The sequence below is a fragment of the Gordonia otitidis NBRC 100426 genome (assembly GCF_000248075.1).
In the GTDB taxonomy this organism is placed as follows: domain Bacteria; phylum Actinomycetota; class Actinomycetes; order Mycobacteriales; family Mycobacteriaceae; genus Gordonia; species Gordonia otitidis.
In genome coordinates this window covers 1-19,123 of the sequence record NZ_BAFB01000091.1, presented here as the reverse complement: position 1 = coordinate 19,123, position 19,123 = coordinate 1, and the positions used below count along the sequence as shown (strand labels likewise).

Sequence of the window (19,123 nt, the reverse complement as noted above, 5' to 3'; positions counted from 1 at the left end):
GAGTCCACGGCGGAAGCGGTTCGACAGAAATCGGTTCGCTGGACGTACAAGCCTTTTCTGTTGCGGATTCTTGCGGTTTTCTTTTTACGCACTCAACGGTAGGCCCACGGGCATGTTACGTGCGGCGAAGGAAAGCTTTGTTAATGCAAATGTGACCCTTTCGGGACCGGAGCGCCCGCATGTCGTCAATCAGCGAGACGCCGAGACTTTTGGGTAAATATGCAGGTTACTGCAGTTGTACGAGGCATTCACAAGCAGCGCGGGGGTACTCGTCGACAACTGTCACGTAACGGTATGGCCGACAAGGTGTCCGATGCCGAACGTGACCGCCATGGCGATCGCTCCACCGATCACGACACGGATCATCGGTCGCCACGGTGTGGATCCGCCGAGAATTGCACCAATTGCTCCGGTCATCGCCAATGCAAGGAGGACGACCACGAAGGTGACGGGAATTCGGATCGGCGCGGACGGGGTGAGAATTGCGATGAGCGGTAGTGCGGCGCCCGTCGTGAACGACACCGCAGACGACGCCGCAGCCTGCCACGGATTGGTGAGCTCGTGCGGATCGATACCGAGTTCGACGTCGACGTGTGCATCGAACGCGTTGTGCTCGGTCAACTCGCGGGCAACCAGGCATGCGGTCGAATGGCTGAGACCCTTCTGTTCGTACAGGCCCACCAGTTCCTCGAACTCGGCCTCGGGCGCTTCGGCGAGTTCTCGCTCCTCCTTGGCGAGTAGTGAGCGCTCGGTGTCGCGTTGGGTGCTGACCGACACGTACTCGCCGAGCGCCATGGAGACCGCTCCTGCCGCCAGTCCGGCAATGCCCGCAGTGAAGATGGGTGCACGATCGGTGGTCGCGGCAGCCACGCCGACGACGATGCCCGCGGTCGACACGATGCCGTCGTTGGCGCCGAGAACCCCTGCACGCAACCAGTTCAGGCGATTCGCCAGCGAGCCGGAGTGGGGCTCGTCGCGGTGTGCGTGCACGTGCTCGCTCTGCCCGGACGCGTCCGGGACGGTCTCGTCGTGCCCGGGATCAGTGTGCCCTGATTCCCCGCGCCCAGAACCGTAATGCCCAGCACTGTCAGGCCCAGGACCGTCGTGGCCAGGACCGTCATGTCCGTAGCGCTCGGGTGCGGGATCGTCGACGCTCATGAGCACCAATGATGCGCATCCACGGCGTCTGCGCAAGCAAGGTGATGGTGCCCTCAGCCGCCGACGGTCCGTGTGATCAGTACCCGCTCGAGCGGATCGGCCCAGGGTCCCACAGTCCCGACCGGCGGGCAGTACCGAGGTCGAGGTGTGCGGGAGGCGCCGGATCGACCTCGGTGAATCGTTGCAGTCCGCCCCAGTCACGACCCCAGTTGTTGCGCAGGTAGGTGGGTAGCAGGGTGGGGACGAGCATCGCCTCGGTGATGCCGAGTGGCCCGCCGGCCGTTCCGGACATCCACGTCTGACTGTTCTTCTGAGTGGCCTCTGCGTCGGGCATGATGCGCCAGCGCGGCACCTGCATCACGCCGTTGCGAACCTTCATCGGCTGCTGGCATGGGAACACCAGGCCAGACACCCAGTCGATGAAGACCGGATCGGTCGTCCCGACGACGTCGTTGAGCGTGCGAAGTGTCGGCACCCGCGGCGGCGTGAAGGCCACCCACTCCGATGGCGCTCCCGAGGTGTCCCGTACGACGATCCGCGCGAGCGTCGCCTGTGCGGGAGCGTCGGCCAAGGGGAAACGTAGGTTGCGCCAGGTCGGGGCGGTCCCGACGTCGAGTGGCGACATCGACCCGATCGGCTGCACGGCACCCCCGGCTCCGGTGCGCGCGAACTCGACCGTCACGTCCTGTCCGTCGGTCCGCAGCCCGTCACCGTCGACGGCGTCCACCGAGCCCGCAACGGCGATCGTGAGAAGCGGCTTCTCGGCGCTACGCGCAGGCATCTGATACCAATCGGTGGTCACCGAGCCCGTGCCCGACGGCGCGCCGTACGAACCGAGAACCGGGGTCGTTGCCGGATCGAGGCCGAACGGCAGATGCACCGTCGAGCCGTTGACGCCGCGTGTGCCCTGACCGCCCTCGGTACCGCCCTGGGAGGCGTCGGTTGCCTGGTTGCGGTCGTCCGCGCCCGCATCGGTCGGTGCGGAATTCGTCGGGGCAGAGCTCACCGCGCCCGACGAGCCCGACGTGGAGTCCGTGTCCTCGGTGGCGTCGACGGACAGCTTGTTCGCCACGCCATTCGGCGTGAAACCCGCGCTCCCGGCGCCTGTAAGAGCGTCGGAGACGTTCGGTGCCGGTCGTCCCTCGACGGCTGCGGGTGCGAGCATCCCCGCGTTGGCGTCGGCCTCGACGAGAACGTCGTTGGCCAGTCCGCATTCGTTGCCCGTCAGTGCCCTGGCGTTGGAGTTCAACCACGACCACGAATCACGTTGCACATACGCGGCTTTCGCGAAGGACGCCACCATGAACAGCACCATCAGCATCGAGATGACCGGCAGCGGTGAGAACTTCAGCTTGCTGTACCAGCGATCGGAGTGACCGGTGCGTGTCTGCTCGTCGGTGTAGTCGTCGCGCAGGTGGAACCACAGGCCGGCCGCGGCGGTGAGCACAGCGGCGACGAGGAAGAACCACCACAGGTCGACCCCACCAATCGACGGTGGTCGATCCCACCACGGGATGCCGTAGCTGCCGACGAACCACCAGCCGTTGGTCCCCGCGAACGAGATTCCGGTGACCGCGAGCACGGCGGCAGCGAAGAATGCGCGGTTGCGCCGTGAGCGCAGGATGGCCGGAGCCATCATCGCCCCTGCTGCCGCGGCGAGGCCGCCGGCGATTCCGGCGTACACACCGAAGTGGTGTGTCCACTTGGTCGGGGTGAACGCGATGAAGAACATCGTGCCGAGCGTGACGGCGATCAGGCGCCAGATCGGTGCGCGCGCAATGCCGTTGGGGTGCTGCTTGCGCAACAATCGGAGCAGGACGACCACGAGGCACAAGATCATGATCAGCACCCCGTAGCGGCGTGCGAGCGTTCCGTCCGCGGTGGGCAGGATCAGGTAGTAGTACCGGATCGGTTCCTGCCACCACTCGAGTGTCGGGCCGACGTCGGTGGCCACCTTGTTGCCGGCGATGAGCGGGGCAAGCGGCTGGTCGGCGAAGATCTCGAACAGCACGAGGGTGCCCGCGGCCACGATGGGCGCGAGCATCGGGAGCAACCCGTCGCGTCTGCGCCGCGTCACGACCGTGCGCACGATGGGTCGGATGCCTGCGAGCAGCGCGGCAACGGCCATGAGGCCGCCGGGCGCCAGTGCGAGGGTGAATGCGGCGACGGCGACGGCCACCGCGTACGGCAGCAGTCTGCGTGTCGCGATGGCGCGTTCGACGCAGCACCACGTCAGCAGTGCGCCGACCGCTTCGGCCGGCTCAGGACGCAGACCGTTGTTGTACGGCAACCACAGTGCGAGGTAGACGAATGCTGCCGACCACACGGCGGGGGTGCTGGTGCGCACAGCGCGACCGAGCCGCGGAATCACCTCACGCGAGATCAACCACCAGCCGAGCAGGCCGAGGAGGAATGCGGGTAGACGCATCCACGGTGTGGCGAGGCTGACGTGCGTCATCGCCGCGATCACCTGGAAATGCCAGCCGAACGGGTCCTGCGGCACACCGAAATAGCGGAAATAGTTGTCGGCATATCCCGCATCGCCGGTGATACGACCGACGATGAAGTTGTAGCCGTCGTCGGACGTGTTAGCGCCCGCCAGCCACCAGAACGCGAGGATCACGAACACCGCGATGTCGGGTCCCCGGATGGTGAACCAGCCCGAGGGCAAAAACCTGCGGTGGCCCCGGCCATCCCGCGAATCGAGAACGCCGAGCGCGATCAGCGACAGCAAGGTCGCGATGATGCCGACGACGATCGCAGCACGCTTGAGTAGCGTCGGGGAACTCACGTACCTGGTGTCGATCGTCGCGTGCATCGAAAGTCCGTCGCGGGACGCCGACGAGGGCAGATCGGTGTAGACGCCGACGATCTGCGGGCGCATCTCGTGGTCGGGAGTCGAGTACGTGAGCAGGCCACCCGGCGTGCTCGGCACGCCCTCGATCCTGGCGTCGACGCCGCTCTCGCTCGCGCGGAAGACGACCCTGCAGGACGGATTGTCCTGGGCGGCTGCGCGTTCGGTCGAGAGGATCACGACGTCGCGGTCGGTGACGGTGAGCGTCGACGCATCGGCACGGACGAACAACCCGCGTGCGCTGGCGTCCTGTCCGCCCGCCGGTGTCGTGGCCATCAGGATGCCGCCGGATGCGGGCAGGTCGCGCGCGAGCGAGCACGGAACGGTGAGGTCTATGTCGACGGGGACGAACGCGACGAGCGGGGCTGCGACGTTTCCGACACCCTCGCCCTGTGGCCAGGTCAGTGCCGCGGTCGATTGGTTCACCGGCAGCAGCGGAGTGGCGACGGCGAGCAGGAAGCCGAGGATGCCCGCCACAGCGGCGACGATCTGGGCCGGACGGTGGTTGCGTGTCCGACGAGGAGTCGACATGTCGTCGGCGCGAGGCACATCGGTGCTCGGGGCGGTGGGATCAGTTGTCATCGGATTGTGGCTCCACCCTGATCGAACCTTCGTGTGACCAACCCCAACGGGTCGCTTGCGAGGTCTGTACGCGTGCGGACGGTGCGGCGGGAACCAGCGGCGAGAGTCGTTCCAGCGCACCCCATTCCCGGGCCCAGTCGTCCTTGAGGTAGGTCGGAACCGCTTGCGCCGACGTCGTCGTCTCCGAGATGCCCAGCAAGCCGCCGTCGACGCCTGCCTGCCAGGTCTTGGACTGCGAATTGGCGAAGGGGTAGTCGGGCAGGATGCGCCAGCGGGGGATCTCCGCGACACCGTTGGTGACCATCATCGGCCGCTGGCAGGGGAAGTGCGCCGCGACCATGAAATCGATCAGGGTGGGGCTCTGCGTTCCGACCACCTGCTGCAGCGTCTGCAGGCGCGGTGCGCGCGGAGGAGTGATGCCGATGAACTGATACTGACCGAGGTTGTTGTCCAGCAACGACATTCGCATCGCAGTGGCACGCGGGGGTGCTGCGCCGATCGGTACCCGCAGGTTGCGCCAGGGGCGATTGGAGATCACCGGTCCCGGGTCGATGGGCAAGACGTCGGGGCCGATCTGACTGAACGAGCCGTCGGGACCCCTGGTGCCGAACTGGACGACGAGTTTCTGTCCGAAGTTGGTGACGCCGAACGTGTCGACGGTCGAGATCGCGCCCGCTGCGGAGACGACGAGTAGAGGTGTCGCAGCGCGATCGGCCGGTAGGTCGTACCAGTCGGTGGTCAGTCGCGCTTCACCCGGGTAGCCATAACTGCCGAGGACGGGCGTGGTGGCCGGATCGAGTCCGTAGGGCAGTGCGACAGTCGAACCGTTGACGGTCTCGGGGCCCCGGCCGCCGGTTGTGCCGGCGCCGAGCCCGCCGGTGATCGCGAATGGTCGTGCGGGACTTGCTGCCACGTTCATCTGTCCGGGTCGCTGGCTACCCGGTTCGGGAGAAAGATCGTCTGGAATCCCGTCGGGGGAGAAGCCGACAGCAGCATCCGGGCCGGTCGGTGCGCCCGACAGCGCCTGCGTCGCCGACTTCCCGTCTGCGGGCCGCAGCATACCGGAGTTGGGATCTGACTCGACGAGCACGTCGTCGGCCATGCCACAGGCGTTGCCGCGCATCGTGTTCACGTTCTCGGCGAACACAGTGGTCGCCGGGTAGCGGGATACGGCGGCCTTGGCGAACACCAGTAGCTCGGCGATCACCATGAGGCCGGCGACGAGCGCGATGGGTGACGACGCGAGGAACAGACGTCGGCGATCCGCTCGTGTCTCGCCCGGCCCGTCTGTGGTGTGTGAGAGTCCCTTGTTCGCAACGTAGTCGAGGCGAAGGTGCTGCCATACGGCGAGTGCGGCGGCGATGACGGCGAGGATGAGGAACAGCGTGGAGACCGGTCGCCCCGCGATGATCGGTGCGCGGTCGAACCACGAGATGCCGTATTCGTACGCGAACGGCCAGGCGTTGTAACCCGCCATCGCAGCGGCGAGCGCGAAGAACAGTCCGGAGACGAAGACCGTCAGGTTACGGGCCGACCGCGCAGCCGATTGCGCCACTGCCAGAGTCGCGATGGCCGCGATCGCCGCGGCGAGGCCGGCGAACACGCCGAACTGGATCGTCCACTTCGTCGGAATGAACGCGACCAGCACGAGCGTCACACCGATGGCACCGATCAGGCGCCACGTCGGCCCGGCATGCACGCCCGCGATCCGCCCGCGCCGCAACATGACCGCGACGGCGACGACCATTCCCGCCAGCAGCAGCAGAACGGGCACGCGACGTGTCAGCGCGCCGTCGTCGGTGACGACGGAGATGAAGTAGTAGCGCAGATACTCCTGATACCACCCGATCACCGGTCCGACGACGTAGCGGATGCGGATCGCTTCGACGACGGTCGCGACGGTCTGGTCGCGGAACACCACGACCAGTACCAGCAGTCCGGCGGCAGCGATCGGCGCGGCGAGCGGCAGCAGACCCGTCGAGCGTCTGCGCACGAGTACGACGTGCAGCAGGGCGCGTGACGACGCGATGAGGATCGCCACCGCGATGATGCCCTGTGGCGCAAGGGCAAGGGTGAGCGTCGCGAACCCCGCTGCGAGGGCGGCGGGGAACAGGCGTCGAGTAGCCAATGTATCTTCGGCCGCCCACCAGGTCAGCAGCGACCCGAGGACGATGATCCCTTCGGGTCGCAGCCCCGAGCAGAACGGGAGCCAGAACGCGGTGAAGACGAGCGCCGCAGACCACTGCGCCCACCCGCTGCCGCGCACAGCGGAACCCAGGCGTGGCAGCAGGACCCGGCTGAGTACGAACCACGACGCGAGTCCGGCGACCAGCGCCGGTATGTGCATCCAGAGGATCGACGGGGAGATCGACGACCAGTGGGCCAGGAACGAGTAGTACCAGTCGAACGGCGCCTCGGGGATGCCGTACCAGCGGTAGTAGTTCGCGAGGTAGCCGAAGGACGACGCGGTGCGGCCCATGTTCAGGATGTATCCGTCGTCGGGGCTGCCCGCGCCGAGGAACAACCAGATCACCAGCACCGCGGTCACCGTGAGGTCGGTGGCGCGCGGACGCAGGAGCCTGAGCCAACTCGTCCGCCGGCGGGGTCGGCGCCGCACGTCGCCCACGCGGTCGAGGAGGAACAGGGCCGTGAGGGCGACGACCACGGCGAGCACCGCGACGACCATCACGATCGTCTTGAGTGCCGACGGGGAACTCTCGTATCGATTGTCGATGCGGATGTCCACCCGCATACCCGACTCACCGGCGGCACGCGCCTGCTCCGGAGTGAGGTCGCTGAATACGCCGTCGATCTGGGGGCGCTTGTCGGGGTCGAGGCTGCGCGCCTCCCCGAGACCGACGAACTGGGCGCCGGGCCCGCTCGGTGATGACCAGACGTGCAGCGTCGAACAGCGTCCCAGGTCGCTTCGAGGTGCGGACGCCGCGACACTGTTGCGGAAAGTCGCGGTCACGGCGTCGCCCGCGGTGACGTAGAGCGCCGAGGCCTTGGAGTCCTGCGCGGAGACAGCCATCGTCGAAAGGATCAGCGTCGAACGTCCCGGCGGTGCGTCGGCGAGAACCGAGCAGGGTATCCGGACGTCGAGTGACTGTGAGGTCTGCGCGATCAGTGGGGCGGTCACCGACGAGGTCGTCGACGCGAGTTGCTGGCCCTGCGGCCAGGAGAACGACGCGTCGGTGCTGTGGACGGGCAGGAACCCGACCAGCACACACAGCACCGCGCCGAGCAGTCCCGAGACGGTGGCGACGAGTCGAAGTGTGCGGTGCGGGGCCGTCGTCGACTCGTCGGCCGGTGGCTGAGCATCGGACTCGACTGGCGGGGCTGTCGCAGGCACGATCACTGATGTTAGGCGATCAGAGCGGGCGGTCGGCCGTGGTGTCGCAGGCGCGCGACGCTCAGTGGCGGATCGGTGCGGGACTCCACAATCCGCTGCGTGTCGCGGTGCCGGTGGTGATCGGCGCGGGGGTGGTCACGTCGCCGTACGGGTGATAGCGCTCGAGCGCTCCCCAGTCACGACCGATGTCGTCCTTCAGGTAGGTCGCCACGGTTTCCGGTTCCTGCGACACCTCGAGCCAGCCGAGCGGCCCGCCGCCGTAGGAGTCCTGCCACGCCGAGACCGCGGCGGCGAGGTCGGCGCCGGGCCTGATCCGCCACTTCGGGATCTCGGCGACCCCGTAGTGATGGGTGAACGGCCGCTGGCACGGGAACACCAGTCCCGACGTCCAGTCGACATGGACCGGGTCCTCGCTGCCGACGACCTCCTGCAGGGTCTGCATGTGAGGCAGTCGGGGTGGGGTCACCACGATGAAACGGTCAGCAGAGAGATTGTCGTCGTTGGCGACGACCCGCACGGCGGTGATGTCGTCGGGGAGCGACGACGTCGTGATACGAACGTTGCGCCACGACGGCTGCGGGCCCGGGTCGATCATCTCGGTCTCGCCGGTCACCTTGAGATCGCCGTCGCGCGTCGTCGACGTGATCGGATCGGTTGTGTACTCCAGCAGCAGGTTTGGATTGTCGTAACGTCCGGCTACCGAGAAGCTCAGCAACGGCTGGTTCTTGTAGTCCGCCGGCATCGAATACCACGCAGAGGTCAGCTTGGCCGGTACCTGATCGGTGGTCGAATAGCTGCCCTCGACCGGTGTGCGAGCCGGGTCGAGCATGAACGGCAGGCGCGCGCGGCTTCCGTTCACGCCGGCGGTCGCGAGTTCCCCGCCGCCGGTGCCGCCGCTGTTGGCGGTCAGCACGTCGTTGGTCGACGTCGCGTTGCCGGCGAGTACGCCCAACGATCCGGCGCTGGCCTGCGTGGTGAGGTCGTCGGGAACGCTGGTCGACGTGAATCCCGTTGTCGCGGGTCGAGATGCGTCGGACGGCGCCGTGGACGGTCCTGCCAGCGGGTTCGGCAGGGTGGGATCGACGGGCGAGAGCATGTGGTCGTTGGGATTGCGCTCCACCCAGACCTTGTCGGCCATGCCGCACTGCTTGCCGGCGAGTGCCTCGATGTTGGATCTCGGGACCGAGAACGACGACGACTGGTTGACCGCTGCGAACGCCGCCGTGACGAGTTCGAAGATCACCACGGCCGCAGCGACATAGGCCAGTGGTGCGCCTGCGACCGATCCGGCAGCTCTGCGGTACCAACGGCGATCGGCCTGCGAGGCCTCACCGTTGACGTTCCCGGTGCCATCGGTTCTCGTGTTGCTGTCTGCGATGTCGTCGGGATCGTGTGGGTCGGTCCCCGTGAACGGTTCGCGGAAGTGGAACCACAGCGCGAGCAGCAGCAGTAGAAGCGAGACGTAGAGCAGTGCGTTGCTCAGTGAGAATCCGACGTTGACCTGGCCGACGCCCCACGGCATGCCCCACGCGGAGGCGTAGTAGTAGGAGTTGGGTGCCGTGAATGCCAGACCCGCGATGAACAGGACCAGAGCGGCGAACAACGTGCGGTTGCGTCGGGAGTGCATCGCCTGATTGCTGGCTGCGATGGCCGCGATTGCCGCAAGGGCTGCTGCGAGGCCTGCGAAGACACCGAAATGGTGCGTCCACTTGGTCGGTGTGAACATCAGGAACACCAGCGAGGCGAAGGTGATCCCGACGATGCGTCGTGCGGGCCCGACAGCCGTACCGGGGATGCGTGACTTGCGGATGAGGACCGCCGCAGACACCACCATGCCGAGGATCATGGCCAGCACGGCGAAGCGTCGGGCGATCGAACCGTCCGCGGAGAACGCGAAGAGGGACGAGTACCGGTCGATCTCGTTGTACCAGTGCGCCGACGGTCCGAGCGCGGTCTTCATCTTCGACGAATCGGAGAAGGCGCGCAGCGTCAGGTTCGAGAAGACGACGAAGATCACGAACGTGCCTGCGGCGAGGACCGGTGCGAGCAGCGCTGCGTATGACCAGAACCCACCGCCGATCGCCCGTGCCCGTTTGATCAGCGCGAGAATGATGGGCCTGGCACCGGCGATGAGCGCGGCGACGGCGAGCAGACCCGTGGGGCCTGCAGCGAGGCTGAACGCGCCGATGAAGCATGCGATGGCTGCGGGGAGTATTCGGCCGGTCGCGATGGCGCGTTCGACCGAACACCAGGTCAGGAGGGCGCCGAGTGCGATGATCGGCTCCGGCCGCAAACCGTTGTCGAACGGGAACCACGAGGCGAGGAAGACAAAGGCCGCGGTCCAGCCGACGACCGGCCGACTGATCGCGGCTCGTCCGAGTCGTGGCAGCACCTCGTGGCTGACGATCAACCAGGATGCGATGCCACAGAGTAGTGCGGGAATCCGCACCCACGGGCTGGCCAACGAGATGTGGCTCATCAGGCCGAACACCTCGTAGTACCACCCGAACGGCGCTTCGGGTGCACCGAACCAGCGGAAGTAGTTGGCGGTGTACTCGCTGTTCTGCGCGACTCGCGACATCGTGAGCAGATAGCCGTCGTCGGAGGTGTTGGGGCCGATGAAATGCCAAATGATCAGTGCGCCGATCACCACGTAGTCGCGGGCGTTGAGTCGCCACCAGCGTGCGGGGAAGATTCGACGATGCTTGCGGCCGTCCGTCGAATCGAGGACCGCCAATGCAGACAGCGACAGCAGGGTGCACACGATGCCGACGATGAGAACGAGCCATTTGAGGATCGTCGGGGCCGTCGAGTAGCGCGAGTCGATGGTCACGTGTGCGCGTAGGCCGGGCACTTGCGAGGCCGGCCCCGACAGGTCGGTGAACAGTCCGGTGACCTGTGGACGCTGGTCGGCGCTGTAGGTCTGCGATTCCCGGCCCTTGGTGGTGCCCATCAGTGCGGCACTGCCGGAGTCGGATTGGCTCGCGGACGCGGTCATGCCGACGAATTCGGCGGTCACAGCGTCGGAGTCGGCGTGGACGACGATGTCGCGGCAGTCCTGCGAACGCATGTCGGCCAGGGTTGCCGAGACGAGCGGGACATTACGGACGACGACTTCGATGCTCTGCTTGTCCGGGGGATCCGCGGGGTTGCCGGTACGTCGGATGAACAGGCCGCGCTCGGGTGACTTGCTGGCCTGCCTGGGCGTCGTCGACAGCAGCACCGAGTCGTCGGCGCCCAGACGGTCGACAGCCGAGCACGGAACCGACACGTCGAGATCGATCGGAACGTAGGAGATGAGCGGCGCCGAGACGGATTCGACGCTGGAGTTCGACGGCCAGTTGATCTCGGCAGTGGTCTGCTTGACCGGCATCAACGGTGTGGCCAGAGCCAGGATGAATCCGAGCAGCCCGGTGACGATGGCGATGAGTTTCGCTCGTCTCACGGTCTGCGATGGCACAAGCAGTGATCCTAACCGCAGTCCCGGCGTTCGAGACCAACGGCATCGCGCTCGTGCCTGCGGCATTGTGTCGGCGCGGGAGCGGTGGGCTCGCTGCGTGACGTGACTACCCTTGCCCTATGTCGACCGATGCCGCGGGCTCTGAACCTGCACCGATTCTGTTGCTGAACGGCCCTAACCTGAACACGCTCGGCATCCGACAGCCGGAGGTGTACGGGTCGGCGACGCTGGCCGACGTCGTCGAGCTCGCAGAACGAACCGCAGGCGAACTCGGGTACGGCCTGCGCGCGGCGCAGACCAACCACGAGGGCCAGATGATCGACTGGCTACACGAGGCGCGCGGGAACATCAGTGGGATCGTCATCAACCCTGCGGCGTGGACCCACACGTCGGTCGCGCTGGCGGATGCGCTGGTGATCCCGGAGGTGCCGATCATCGAGGTCCACATCAGCAACGTGCACCAGCGTGAGGCATTCCGGCACCACTCCTACGTGTCGCCGCTGGCGTCCGGGATCGTGGTCGGATGCGGCATCCGTGGCTATGAGTTCGCGATTCGACGCCTGGTGGAGGTCCTCGGCTGATGGCTGATCTCGACGACGTCGGACAGACCGCGCTGGGTGTCGCGTGGGCTCGGGCGGTCGAGTCGTCGAGAGACGATGCGCTCTTCCGTGATCCCCTGGCCGAGGCGATCGCACGGATCCGACCGCGGTCCGCGGAGTTCGGCGGACGCGATGTCGTACACGGCGCTGGTTCGGCCGAGATGCGGTCGATGTACCACTGGATCGTGGCGCGCACGCTGTTTCTCGACGACGTGTTCACGAGTGCGGTGGCCGACGGCATCACGCAGTTCGTGATCCTCGGCTCAGGGCTGGACGGTCGGGGTTTCCGGCTCGATCTCGGCTCGCGGGCGAAGCTGTTCGAGGTCGACAGGCCGTCGGTGACCGAGGTGAAGGAAGATCTGGTCGCGCAGTCGGGGCTCGAGCCGACGGTCGAGCGTCGGGTGGTCGCCTGCGATCTCGCCGACGACTGGCTTCGCGCTCTGCAGGACAAGGGTTTCCGAGCTGACCTGCCGTCGGCGTGGCTCGCCGAGGGACTGTTCGTCTACCTCTCGGATGACATGGTGAAGCGCGTGATCGAGGGGACTACGGCTGCTGCGGAGTCAGGCTCGCGGATCGGTGTCACGGTTCGTTCACGACGGACAGCACCGCCTGCCGCGAACGACCCGTTCGCCGACGTGCGCGCGCTCTGGCGCAGCGATGCCGACATCGCGTCGATGCTCGACGCCGCTGGGTGGAACTGCGAGGTCACGACGGCAGGGGAAGTTCTTGCCGCGGGTGGGAGGTCGTCGAGCCGGTCGAGCTCCGAGGAGTCCGAGGAGTCCGGGGAGTCCGGGGAGCCGACCGGTTCCGAACAGTCCGGGACGCTACTGTCGGGCGTACGACGCCAACGCGGCCACGGGACGATCGACCGCTCCTGAGGGGCCGGAGCCCGAGGGCACCGGATTTTGCGGCGACGGCACCGCGTTTTTCGGCGACGGCACCGGATTTTGCGGCGACGGCACCGGGTTTCGCGGCGACGGCACCGGGTTTCGCGGCGAGGGCACCGGGTTTTGCGGCGACGGCACCGGGTTTTTCGGCGAGGGCACCGTATTTCGCGGCGGCGGCACCGCCGACGGACCGCTCAGCGCGCCAGAGCGGCGTGGGCCAGATCTGCGATCGGACCGTCGAGGCGCGGGCCGTGGCCGGGGAACAGAACCGTCGCCGTCAACTCTGCGTACGCCTCGACGCTGCGCCTGGTTGCTGCGTCGTCGTGGTTGAAGAATCTCGGGAGTAGTTGCGGTCCGCGGTGTCCGGAGAGCGGGTGACCGCTGATCAGTGCGTCGCCGGAGACCAGTACTTCGCCGTCGGCGACGAGAAACGCGCTGTGTCCATCGGTATGTCCGTGCGCGCTCACCGGTCGCGGCAGGCCCGGAAGGTCGAGTGCGCCGGCCGTCGGGAATGACTGTGCGGTATCGATCCCGGTTCGGCTCAGCACGCCAAGCGGTGCGACCATCGCCAGCCAGCGCCACGTGCGCGGACTCCAGGCGACGGCAGCGATGTCGAGGGGTCCTGCCTGCTGCAGGCGGTCACGGTGGGCGTGGGCGACCTCGTCGGGATCGGCGTACACGGGAAAGTCGAAGCGCTGCAGCAACTTCTGTAGTCCGCCGAGGTGGTCGACGTGGGCATGGGTGAGCAGGGCTGCACGGAGGTCGGACGGACGTGCTCCGATCTGCTCGATCGATCCGATCACGTCGTCGACATTGCCCGGGTACCCGCCGTCGATCAGGGTTATACCCGAATCATCTTGCAGGATGACCCAATTCACCCCAGTTGTTTGCACCAGGTAGGCGGTCGACGATGCGGCGTCGACCTTGCTGATCTCGAAGGTGCTCACCTGCGGACCACGAGAACGAAGGGTCCGACGTCTGTGATCTGGAATCGGGGGTCGTTGAACAGATTGGGGTCGAAGGTCACGGTGTAGCGCTTCACGTTCGGGTCGTTGGGGTAGACGTCCTGCGCCAGTCGCAGTGCGTAGCCGTCTGCCGAATACCGGAACAGGAAGACGTTCGGCGGTGTCCATGGAGCGGTGTCGAGCTGATGGACCAGATCGTCAGCCGATGTCGCCTTGGACCACGTCTCGATCGTGGCGGCTCGTTTGTCGAACTCCGCCAACGGGTTTGCGTAGTGCGAGGTCAATCCCTGGAAGCCCCAGTACGGGTAGACGGAGAGGAAGCCGTAATCGGCGGTGAGAACGACGTTGTCTGTGGCCGGGCGGCCGGTCTGCTCGCTGATGAGTTTGTCGAGCTGTGGGTAGTAGGACTCAGCACCTGCTGGTCGCTTGTCTGCACGGTCGCCGTAGCCGTCCGTGTCGGTGTAGGCGGTGGCGATCTCGTTGGAAAGATATGCGGGGATGCTTTGTGCCACCGCGATCCCTGCGAGTGCGGCGAGAATGCCGATCACGGTACGGACATCACCGAACCTGCTGACGGCCCAGTGTGCGAGTTCGACGACCCCGAATACTCCCGCTGCGGCGAGTACCGCGACGAGGATGGGCTCGAGTCGGAAACCGAGAAGCGTCGTACCCGCTGCCGTCGCAAGCATTGACAGCAAACTCATCAGGTAGATGCCGATGACTGTGATCCCGAGTGCCGCCGCGATCGTTCGTTGGCGGAAGCGCAGCAGGATCCAGACGAGGCCGACGAAGGTGATCGCCCCTACGAGGCTGAGGTGGAACATCGGCCACGGTAGGAACGAACCGCGTTCCGGTAGATAGTGTTCGGCTGTTCCGCCGCTGGCGGGTTGGCTACGTGCACGCGCGAGAAGGTAGGGCGCCCACACAGTCAGGGCGACGAGACCTGCGATCACTCCCATCACGACGAGGCGCCCGAGGATTGCCAGCGTCGTGCGGCGTCGGGTGTTCGACACGACGTCGCGAGGCAGTGCCTTGTTCGACGCTCCAACCCAGCCCTGCACGATCAACGCCACTGCCATGAGGATCGCAACACCCGCGAACAAGCCGGTGTACAGCGTGTAGAACGTGGCACTCAGCCCGAGGAAGAGGCCGGTGGCGATGACGGCTGCCCAGCTGGTGCCTCCTCGCAGATCCGACGTCGGGCCGTCGGCGTGGCGCGAACGTCCGCGCAGGCCATAGAGCATCGGGATCAGCATCGGGACGCCGATCAGGATGAGCACGGCTGCGTAGGGTTCGGGTCCGGCATACATCAGGGTCACGATGGTGACGGCGAGTGCCGCCGCAGTGCCCCTGTCGGTGCGGACCATCCGAGCCCACAGGACCACTCCGACCGCGGCAGCCACGGCCATGGACAGGATCGCCCATGGCTTGAACGCCTCCCAGCCAGGCATCCCCATCAGTGACGCATAGCGACCGCCACCCCAGAACCATCCGGCCGGGTAGTAGGGCGCGAGGTGCAGATAGGTCATGTCCGCCAGACGCGGACTGCTGGTCAGTCGGGTGAGGTACTCGGTGCGAAACTGCTGGTCGGCGGACAATCCGAAGAGATAGAGGCGGGTGGCGCCCAGCGGCATGCCGAGGGTGACGGTCACGAGGCCGGAGATCCCGACGGTCGAAAGCAGCGTCACCACCCACCGTGGCCTGCCGTAGCGATACAACAGTGCCGCAATCACCAGAATGACGACAGCCACCACCTGGCCCGTCGTCGTCAGCGCGCGGGTGACATTCGAGGAGTTGAACGCAGGCCACTGCACCGAATCGATGGCCTTGAGGCCGACGAAGGCGACGATCGCGGCGACGATCACCGCGAACACGAGGTCGATCAGGGTGCGGACGTGCCGGCTCACCCGACGCTGCGGAGTCCCGGAGACCTGTGGACCGGAGTCGTCGATGGCCGGGCTCTGCGTTGACGTCACGCGTCTATTTCTAGCAGGGGTCTCGATATGCGTCGGGCACGACGGCCAGCCCCCGAGACGATGTCTGGGAGCGGGCGTCCTGGTGTGGCAGGTTCAGTAAGGCGGGTCGCCGGTGAAGTGGTCGTTGGCGAGGCGCCTGGCGTGGGTGTCGGCGCGTGCTTGGTCGATGCGTGCGGTGTGGGCGGTCGCGAGTCGTCGCGGTACGCGTGTGTCTGGTGGACGGTCGGGTTCGCCCAGGGTGGGGAAGAGGTCGCGGCCACTGTAGGCGTTGCCGAGGAAGTGATAGCCGTCGGGGGAGACGAACACGGCGCGTCCCATGGGTGTCTGATGATCGCGCCACCCGACGGCGAAAGTCTTGTGGCGGTGATGGAAGCGGCACAGCGTCGAGGAAGGCGGGGTCGTTGTCGTGGCCGAGCACCGTCGACAGGTTGATCACGATGTGGAACAACGGTCTCGGCGCGAGTGCAGAACGGTCCGACGGCGCTGGGACAGCGCTGTCGCGCTCATCGGGGATGGTCACGCCGGCGACGTCGTGCGCCGCGTCGTCGGCCGAACCGGTGTCGGTCTCCGCGTGGGGGCGAATGAGCGCGCTGCGGCAGTCGGGGCAGTCGCAGGGCAGGGTGGGTAGTGCCTGGGCGAGTGCGGTCAGCGCGTCGGCGCGTTGTTGGGCGCGGGTGCGGGGGTCGTCGAGATGTATGTCGGCGATCATCGCTTCTAGGCGAGCGTCGAGGATGGCTGCCGCGGTGGCCGGTAGTTGACCGTCGATTCGTGATTGACCGGGTTCGTCGCGGTGGGGTCGGATTCTGAGGTAGCGGCGGCTGGTGGCAGTGGCACGACGCCGCGCGGCGCCGTCGGGATCGACGCGCTCGACGATGGCGTCGACCATGGCACGAAACCTGGTCATCGACATGGGTTCTCGCGCTGCGATCGCTGTGGCGAGGGCAGTGTCGACGGGATCGAGGTGGGAGTCGTCGACGTTGTCGGTGCGGGCGACGATCTCCTGGAAGCGGGGGAGGTCGATGCGCCCGGTGGCGAGCAGTTGTGCGGTCTTGGGTACCCGGTAGCGCAGGGCGGCGCCGGTTTCGATCATCTTCTTGGCCTGGGCGGGAGTCAGGCACAGGGTGGCGCCGAGTTCGGCGATCGATGTGGTCAGACCGTCGGGTCCGAATCGCGCCAGCGGGTTCTGGCCTTTGCGGGTCAGGAGAGCGGCGAGTTGTTCGGGGTCGGTACAGCCTTCGGGGATGGTGACCTCACCGGAACCGATTTCGGTGTCGATGCGATGGAGGTAGTCGGCTTCGCGCTCCTCGTACAGGAGAATCGCCGCCTGCAGCATGCGGTAGTCGGCGCAGGCCTTGAGTGCGTTGGTGTGGAACAGCACCTCGACGAGTTCGCGGGAGTAGAGACGCTCGTCGTCTGTTAACTGCGCCAACAGAGTCTCCACGCCGGTGTGCTCGAGCGACCGCGCTAATGCGGCGTCGTGAGGCCCGGAATCGGCGGGCTCGTCTGGTGCCATAACCAGAACATACATTCGAGGTCTGACAATTCTGCCCCGTCACGAATCCGGCGTGGTCGTCGGGAGTGGACTCCTCCCGCAGCCCAGATGCCCAAGAGACCAGTCATAACCTCGGCACCTGATAATCGTTCTGCGCGGAATTGACCAACCTGCCACCTTCCGATCCGCAGTCGACGGCGACTTCACCATCCTCGTCATGCCCTGTCGGGCCTACGCGTCTCATCAGGCCGCGTAGCCATCCCTTTACCGGGCTGGGTGCCTGCGACTCATTGACGTGTGTGCACGATGTGACGAAGTCTGGTGTCAGAGCCAGCCGCCGCTGCTGTGCACGGCGCGTCGGATCATGTCGACGACGTCGACTCCCGGAATCGTCAATTCAAGTGCGCCGGTCGAAAACAGGACTGCGAGGCCGTGTATCGCGACCCAGATCGAGGCGGCAGTCGCTTCCGGTTCGGTTGTGCCACCCGACTTCTCGACGATCGACACGAGCCAGGCAAAGATCGGGCGCGACGAACTCCGTAGGTTTGCCCCCGAGTCCTCGAGTAGGTCATGGCGGAAGATCAGTGTGAACATCGCGGGTCGACGTCGCGCAAAATCGACGTAGGCGCGTCCGATCTCCACCAGATCGTGGTCGGAAGCTCGGGCTGCCGACTCCAGCGCGTCGGCCAAGTCCTGTAGGCCCACTTCGGCTATCGCGGCCAGGAGCAGGCGATGTGTCGGAAACCACCGTCGCGGCGCGCCATGCGAGACGCCGGCCCGTCTGGCGATTGAGCGCAATCCGACGTCGGGCGAACCGGTTTCCTCGAGTAGCTCGACTCCCGCGCGCACGAGCGCGGCTCTGGTGTTTTCGACCGTCACGTAGACAGTGTCTCCCAACTGGTGTAGACACTGTCTATGCGCTTGTCGACTCCCGTCGTGTACCGCGTGTGCCGACATCTTGTGATCGGGCCCGTGTTGTACGTTCTCGGCCGGCCTGAAGTGACAGGACGCCAGTACATACCCCGGCGCGGTCCGGTGATCCTTGCTGCCAACCACCTGGCAGTCCTGGATTCGTTCTATCTGACGCTCGCCGCACGGCGACATGTTGCGTTTCTCGCCAAGCGCGAATACTTCGACAGGTCAGGTGTTTTCGGATGGATGCAACGCGTGTTCTTCAGTGCCGTCGGGCAGATAAGCGTTGACCGTCGAGGCGGAAACGCGTCGTCGTTGGCATTGGAGGCTGCCAGATCGATTCTGGCTTACGGTGGCGCGTGGGGAATCCACCCCGAAGGCGCACGATCCCCTGACGGTCGGCTCTACCGTGGCCGGACGGGGGCTGTTCGAGTCGCTATGGACACGGGCGCACCATTGATACCCGTCGCGATCACGGGTACCAGACCCGGGAGTCGGCCATGGTGGAGGAGAAGGGTACGCATCGAGATCCTCGAACCGATGGAACTAGACGACTACCGTGCCGACGGGGCACTCGGCGTCAGAGCGGCGACCGACGACTTGATGCGGACAATTGCGACCAGAACCGGGCAGCCGCTTGTCAATTCCTATGCGCGCCAATGGGGCTTGCACGGCGAGCGCTCCGACGCCGCGTGATTGCCACCCCCAAACAACTCCGTCCCGCTCGCCAGGTGGGCTGAGCGGGACGGAATGGTGAGTACGACGCGGCGTCGAATTACACCGGCAGCTTGCGGAACACCTTGCGTGGGATGTGGCGGAGCACGGTCATGATGAACCGGAAAGTGCCAGGCACCCAGACGATTTCCTTGTTGTCGTCGACGGCCTT

Annotated in this window: 11 protein-coding genes and 1 pseudogene; 3 read left to right on the top strand and 9 right to left on the bottom strand. The window is 66.2% G+C overall.

The genetic code is table 11. The features are described 5' to 3' along the window. Nucleotides 1-282: 282 nt before the first annotated feature. The 4 genes from GOOTI_RS08945 to GOOTI_RS08930 all read right to left on the bottom strand — a co-directional run bounded on the left by GOOTI_RS08945 (nt 283) and on the right by GOOTI_RS08930 (nt 11,406). Nucleotides 283-1,164 (bottom strand): VIT1/CCC1 transporter family protein, encoded by an 882-nt coding sequence (locus tag GOOTI_RS08945; protein ID WP_007238258.1) that lies wholly within the window; start codon nt 1,162-1,164, stop codon nt 283-285. Nucleotides 1,165-1,234: 70 nt separating this feature from the next. Further along, nucleotides 1,235-4,543, bottom strand: a complete 3,309-nt coding sequence (locus GOOTI_RS08940) for an arabinosyltransferase domain-containing protein (protein ID WP_039993817.1) — start codon at nt 4,541-4,543, stop codon at nt 1,235-1,237. A gap of 40 nt (nt 4,544-4,583) precedes the next feature. Further along, nucleotides 4,584-7,946 carry an arabinosyltransferase domain-containing protein gene (locus tag GOOTI_RS08935; protein ID WP_083835887.1) on the bottom strand — a complete coding sequence of 1,121 codons (3,363 nt, stop codon included), beginning with the start codon at nt 7,944-7,946 and terminating at the stop codon, nt 4,584-4,586. Between the two features lie 61 nt (nt 7,947-8,007). Continuing rightward, entirely contained in the window at nt 8,008-11,406 is a 3,399-nt protein-coding gene (locus GOOTI_RS08930; protein ID WP_007238255.1) for an arabinosyltransferase domain-containing protein, read from the bottom strand. 119 nt (nt 11,407-11,525) lie between these two features. Between GOOTI_RS08930 and aroQ the strand changes: the two genes are divergently transcribed. Beyond that, a complete protein-coding gene (gene aroQ, locus GOOTI_RS08925) occupies nt 11,526-11,987 on the top strand; it encodes a type II 3-dehydroquinate dehydratase (RefSeq protein ID WP_007238254.1) in 462 nt (153 codons plus the stop codon). Then, on the top strand, nt 11,987-12,883 hold the full coding sequence (locus GOOTI_RS08920; protein ID WP_007238253.1) for an SAM-dependent methyltransferase: 897 nt from the start codon (nt 11,987-11,989) through the stop codon (nt 12,881-12,883). The genes aroQ and GOOTI_RS08920 overlap by 1 nt, the downstream gene beginning before the upstream one ends. A gap of 203 nt (nt 12,884-13,086) precedes the next feature. On the opposite strand, the gene GOOTI_RS08915 is transcribed toward GOOTI_RS08920, so the two are convergent. The 4 genes from GOOTI_RS08915 to GOOTI_RS08900 form a co-directional block, all read right to left on the bottom strand. Next, nucleotides 13,087-13,839 (bottom strand): MBL fold metallo-hydrolase, encoded by a 753-nt coding sequence (locus GOOTI_RS08915; RefSeq protein WP_007238252.1) that lies wholly within the window; start codon nt 13,837-13,839, stop codon nt 13,087-13,089. Beyond that, the gene (locus GOOTI_RS08910; protein ID WP_007238251.1) at nt 13,836-15,833 is read right to left on the bottom strand and encodes a galactan 5-O-arabinofuranosyltransferase; all 1,998 of its coding nucleotides are present in this window, start codon (nt 15,831-15,833) and stop codon (nt 13,836-13,838) included. Before GOOTI_RS08910 ends, GOOTI_RS08915 begins: the two co-directional genes overlap by 4 nt. A gap of 10 nt (nt 15,834-15,843) precedes the next feature. Then, nucleotides 15,844-17,346, bottom strand: a complete 1,503-nt coding sequence (locus GOOTI_RS08905) for a DUF222 domain-containing protein (RefSeq protein WP_051997916.1) — start codon at nt 17,344-17,346, stop codon at nt 15,844-15,846. Between the two features lie 303 nt (nt 17,347-17,649). Then, a complete protein-coding gene (locus tag GOOTI_RS08900; RefSeq protein ID WP_007238249.1) occupies nt 17,650-18,204 on the bottom strand; it encodes a TetR/AcrR family transcriptional regulator in 555 nt (184 codons plus the stop codon). Nucleotides 18,205-18,240: 36 nt separating this feature from the next. On the opposite strand from GOOTI_RS08900, the gene GOOTI_RS08895 reads away from it, so the two are divergent. Continuing rightward, nucleotides 18,241-18,933: a lysophospholipid acyltransferase family protein gene (locus tag GOOTI_RS08895; protein ID WP_007238248.1), complete on the top strand. Its 693-nt coding sequence runs from the start codon at nt 18,241-18,243 to the stop codon at nt 18,931-18,933. A 79-nt stretch (nt 18,934-19,012) separates the two neighbouring features. Here the strand turns inward: GOOTI_RS08895 and GOOTI_RS26745 are convergent. After that, a pseudogene (locus GOOTI_RS26745) lies at nt 19,013-19,123 on the bottom strand (decaprenylphospho-beta-D-erythro-pentofuranosid-2-ulose 2-reductase); the annotation flags it as partial.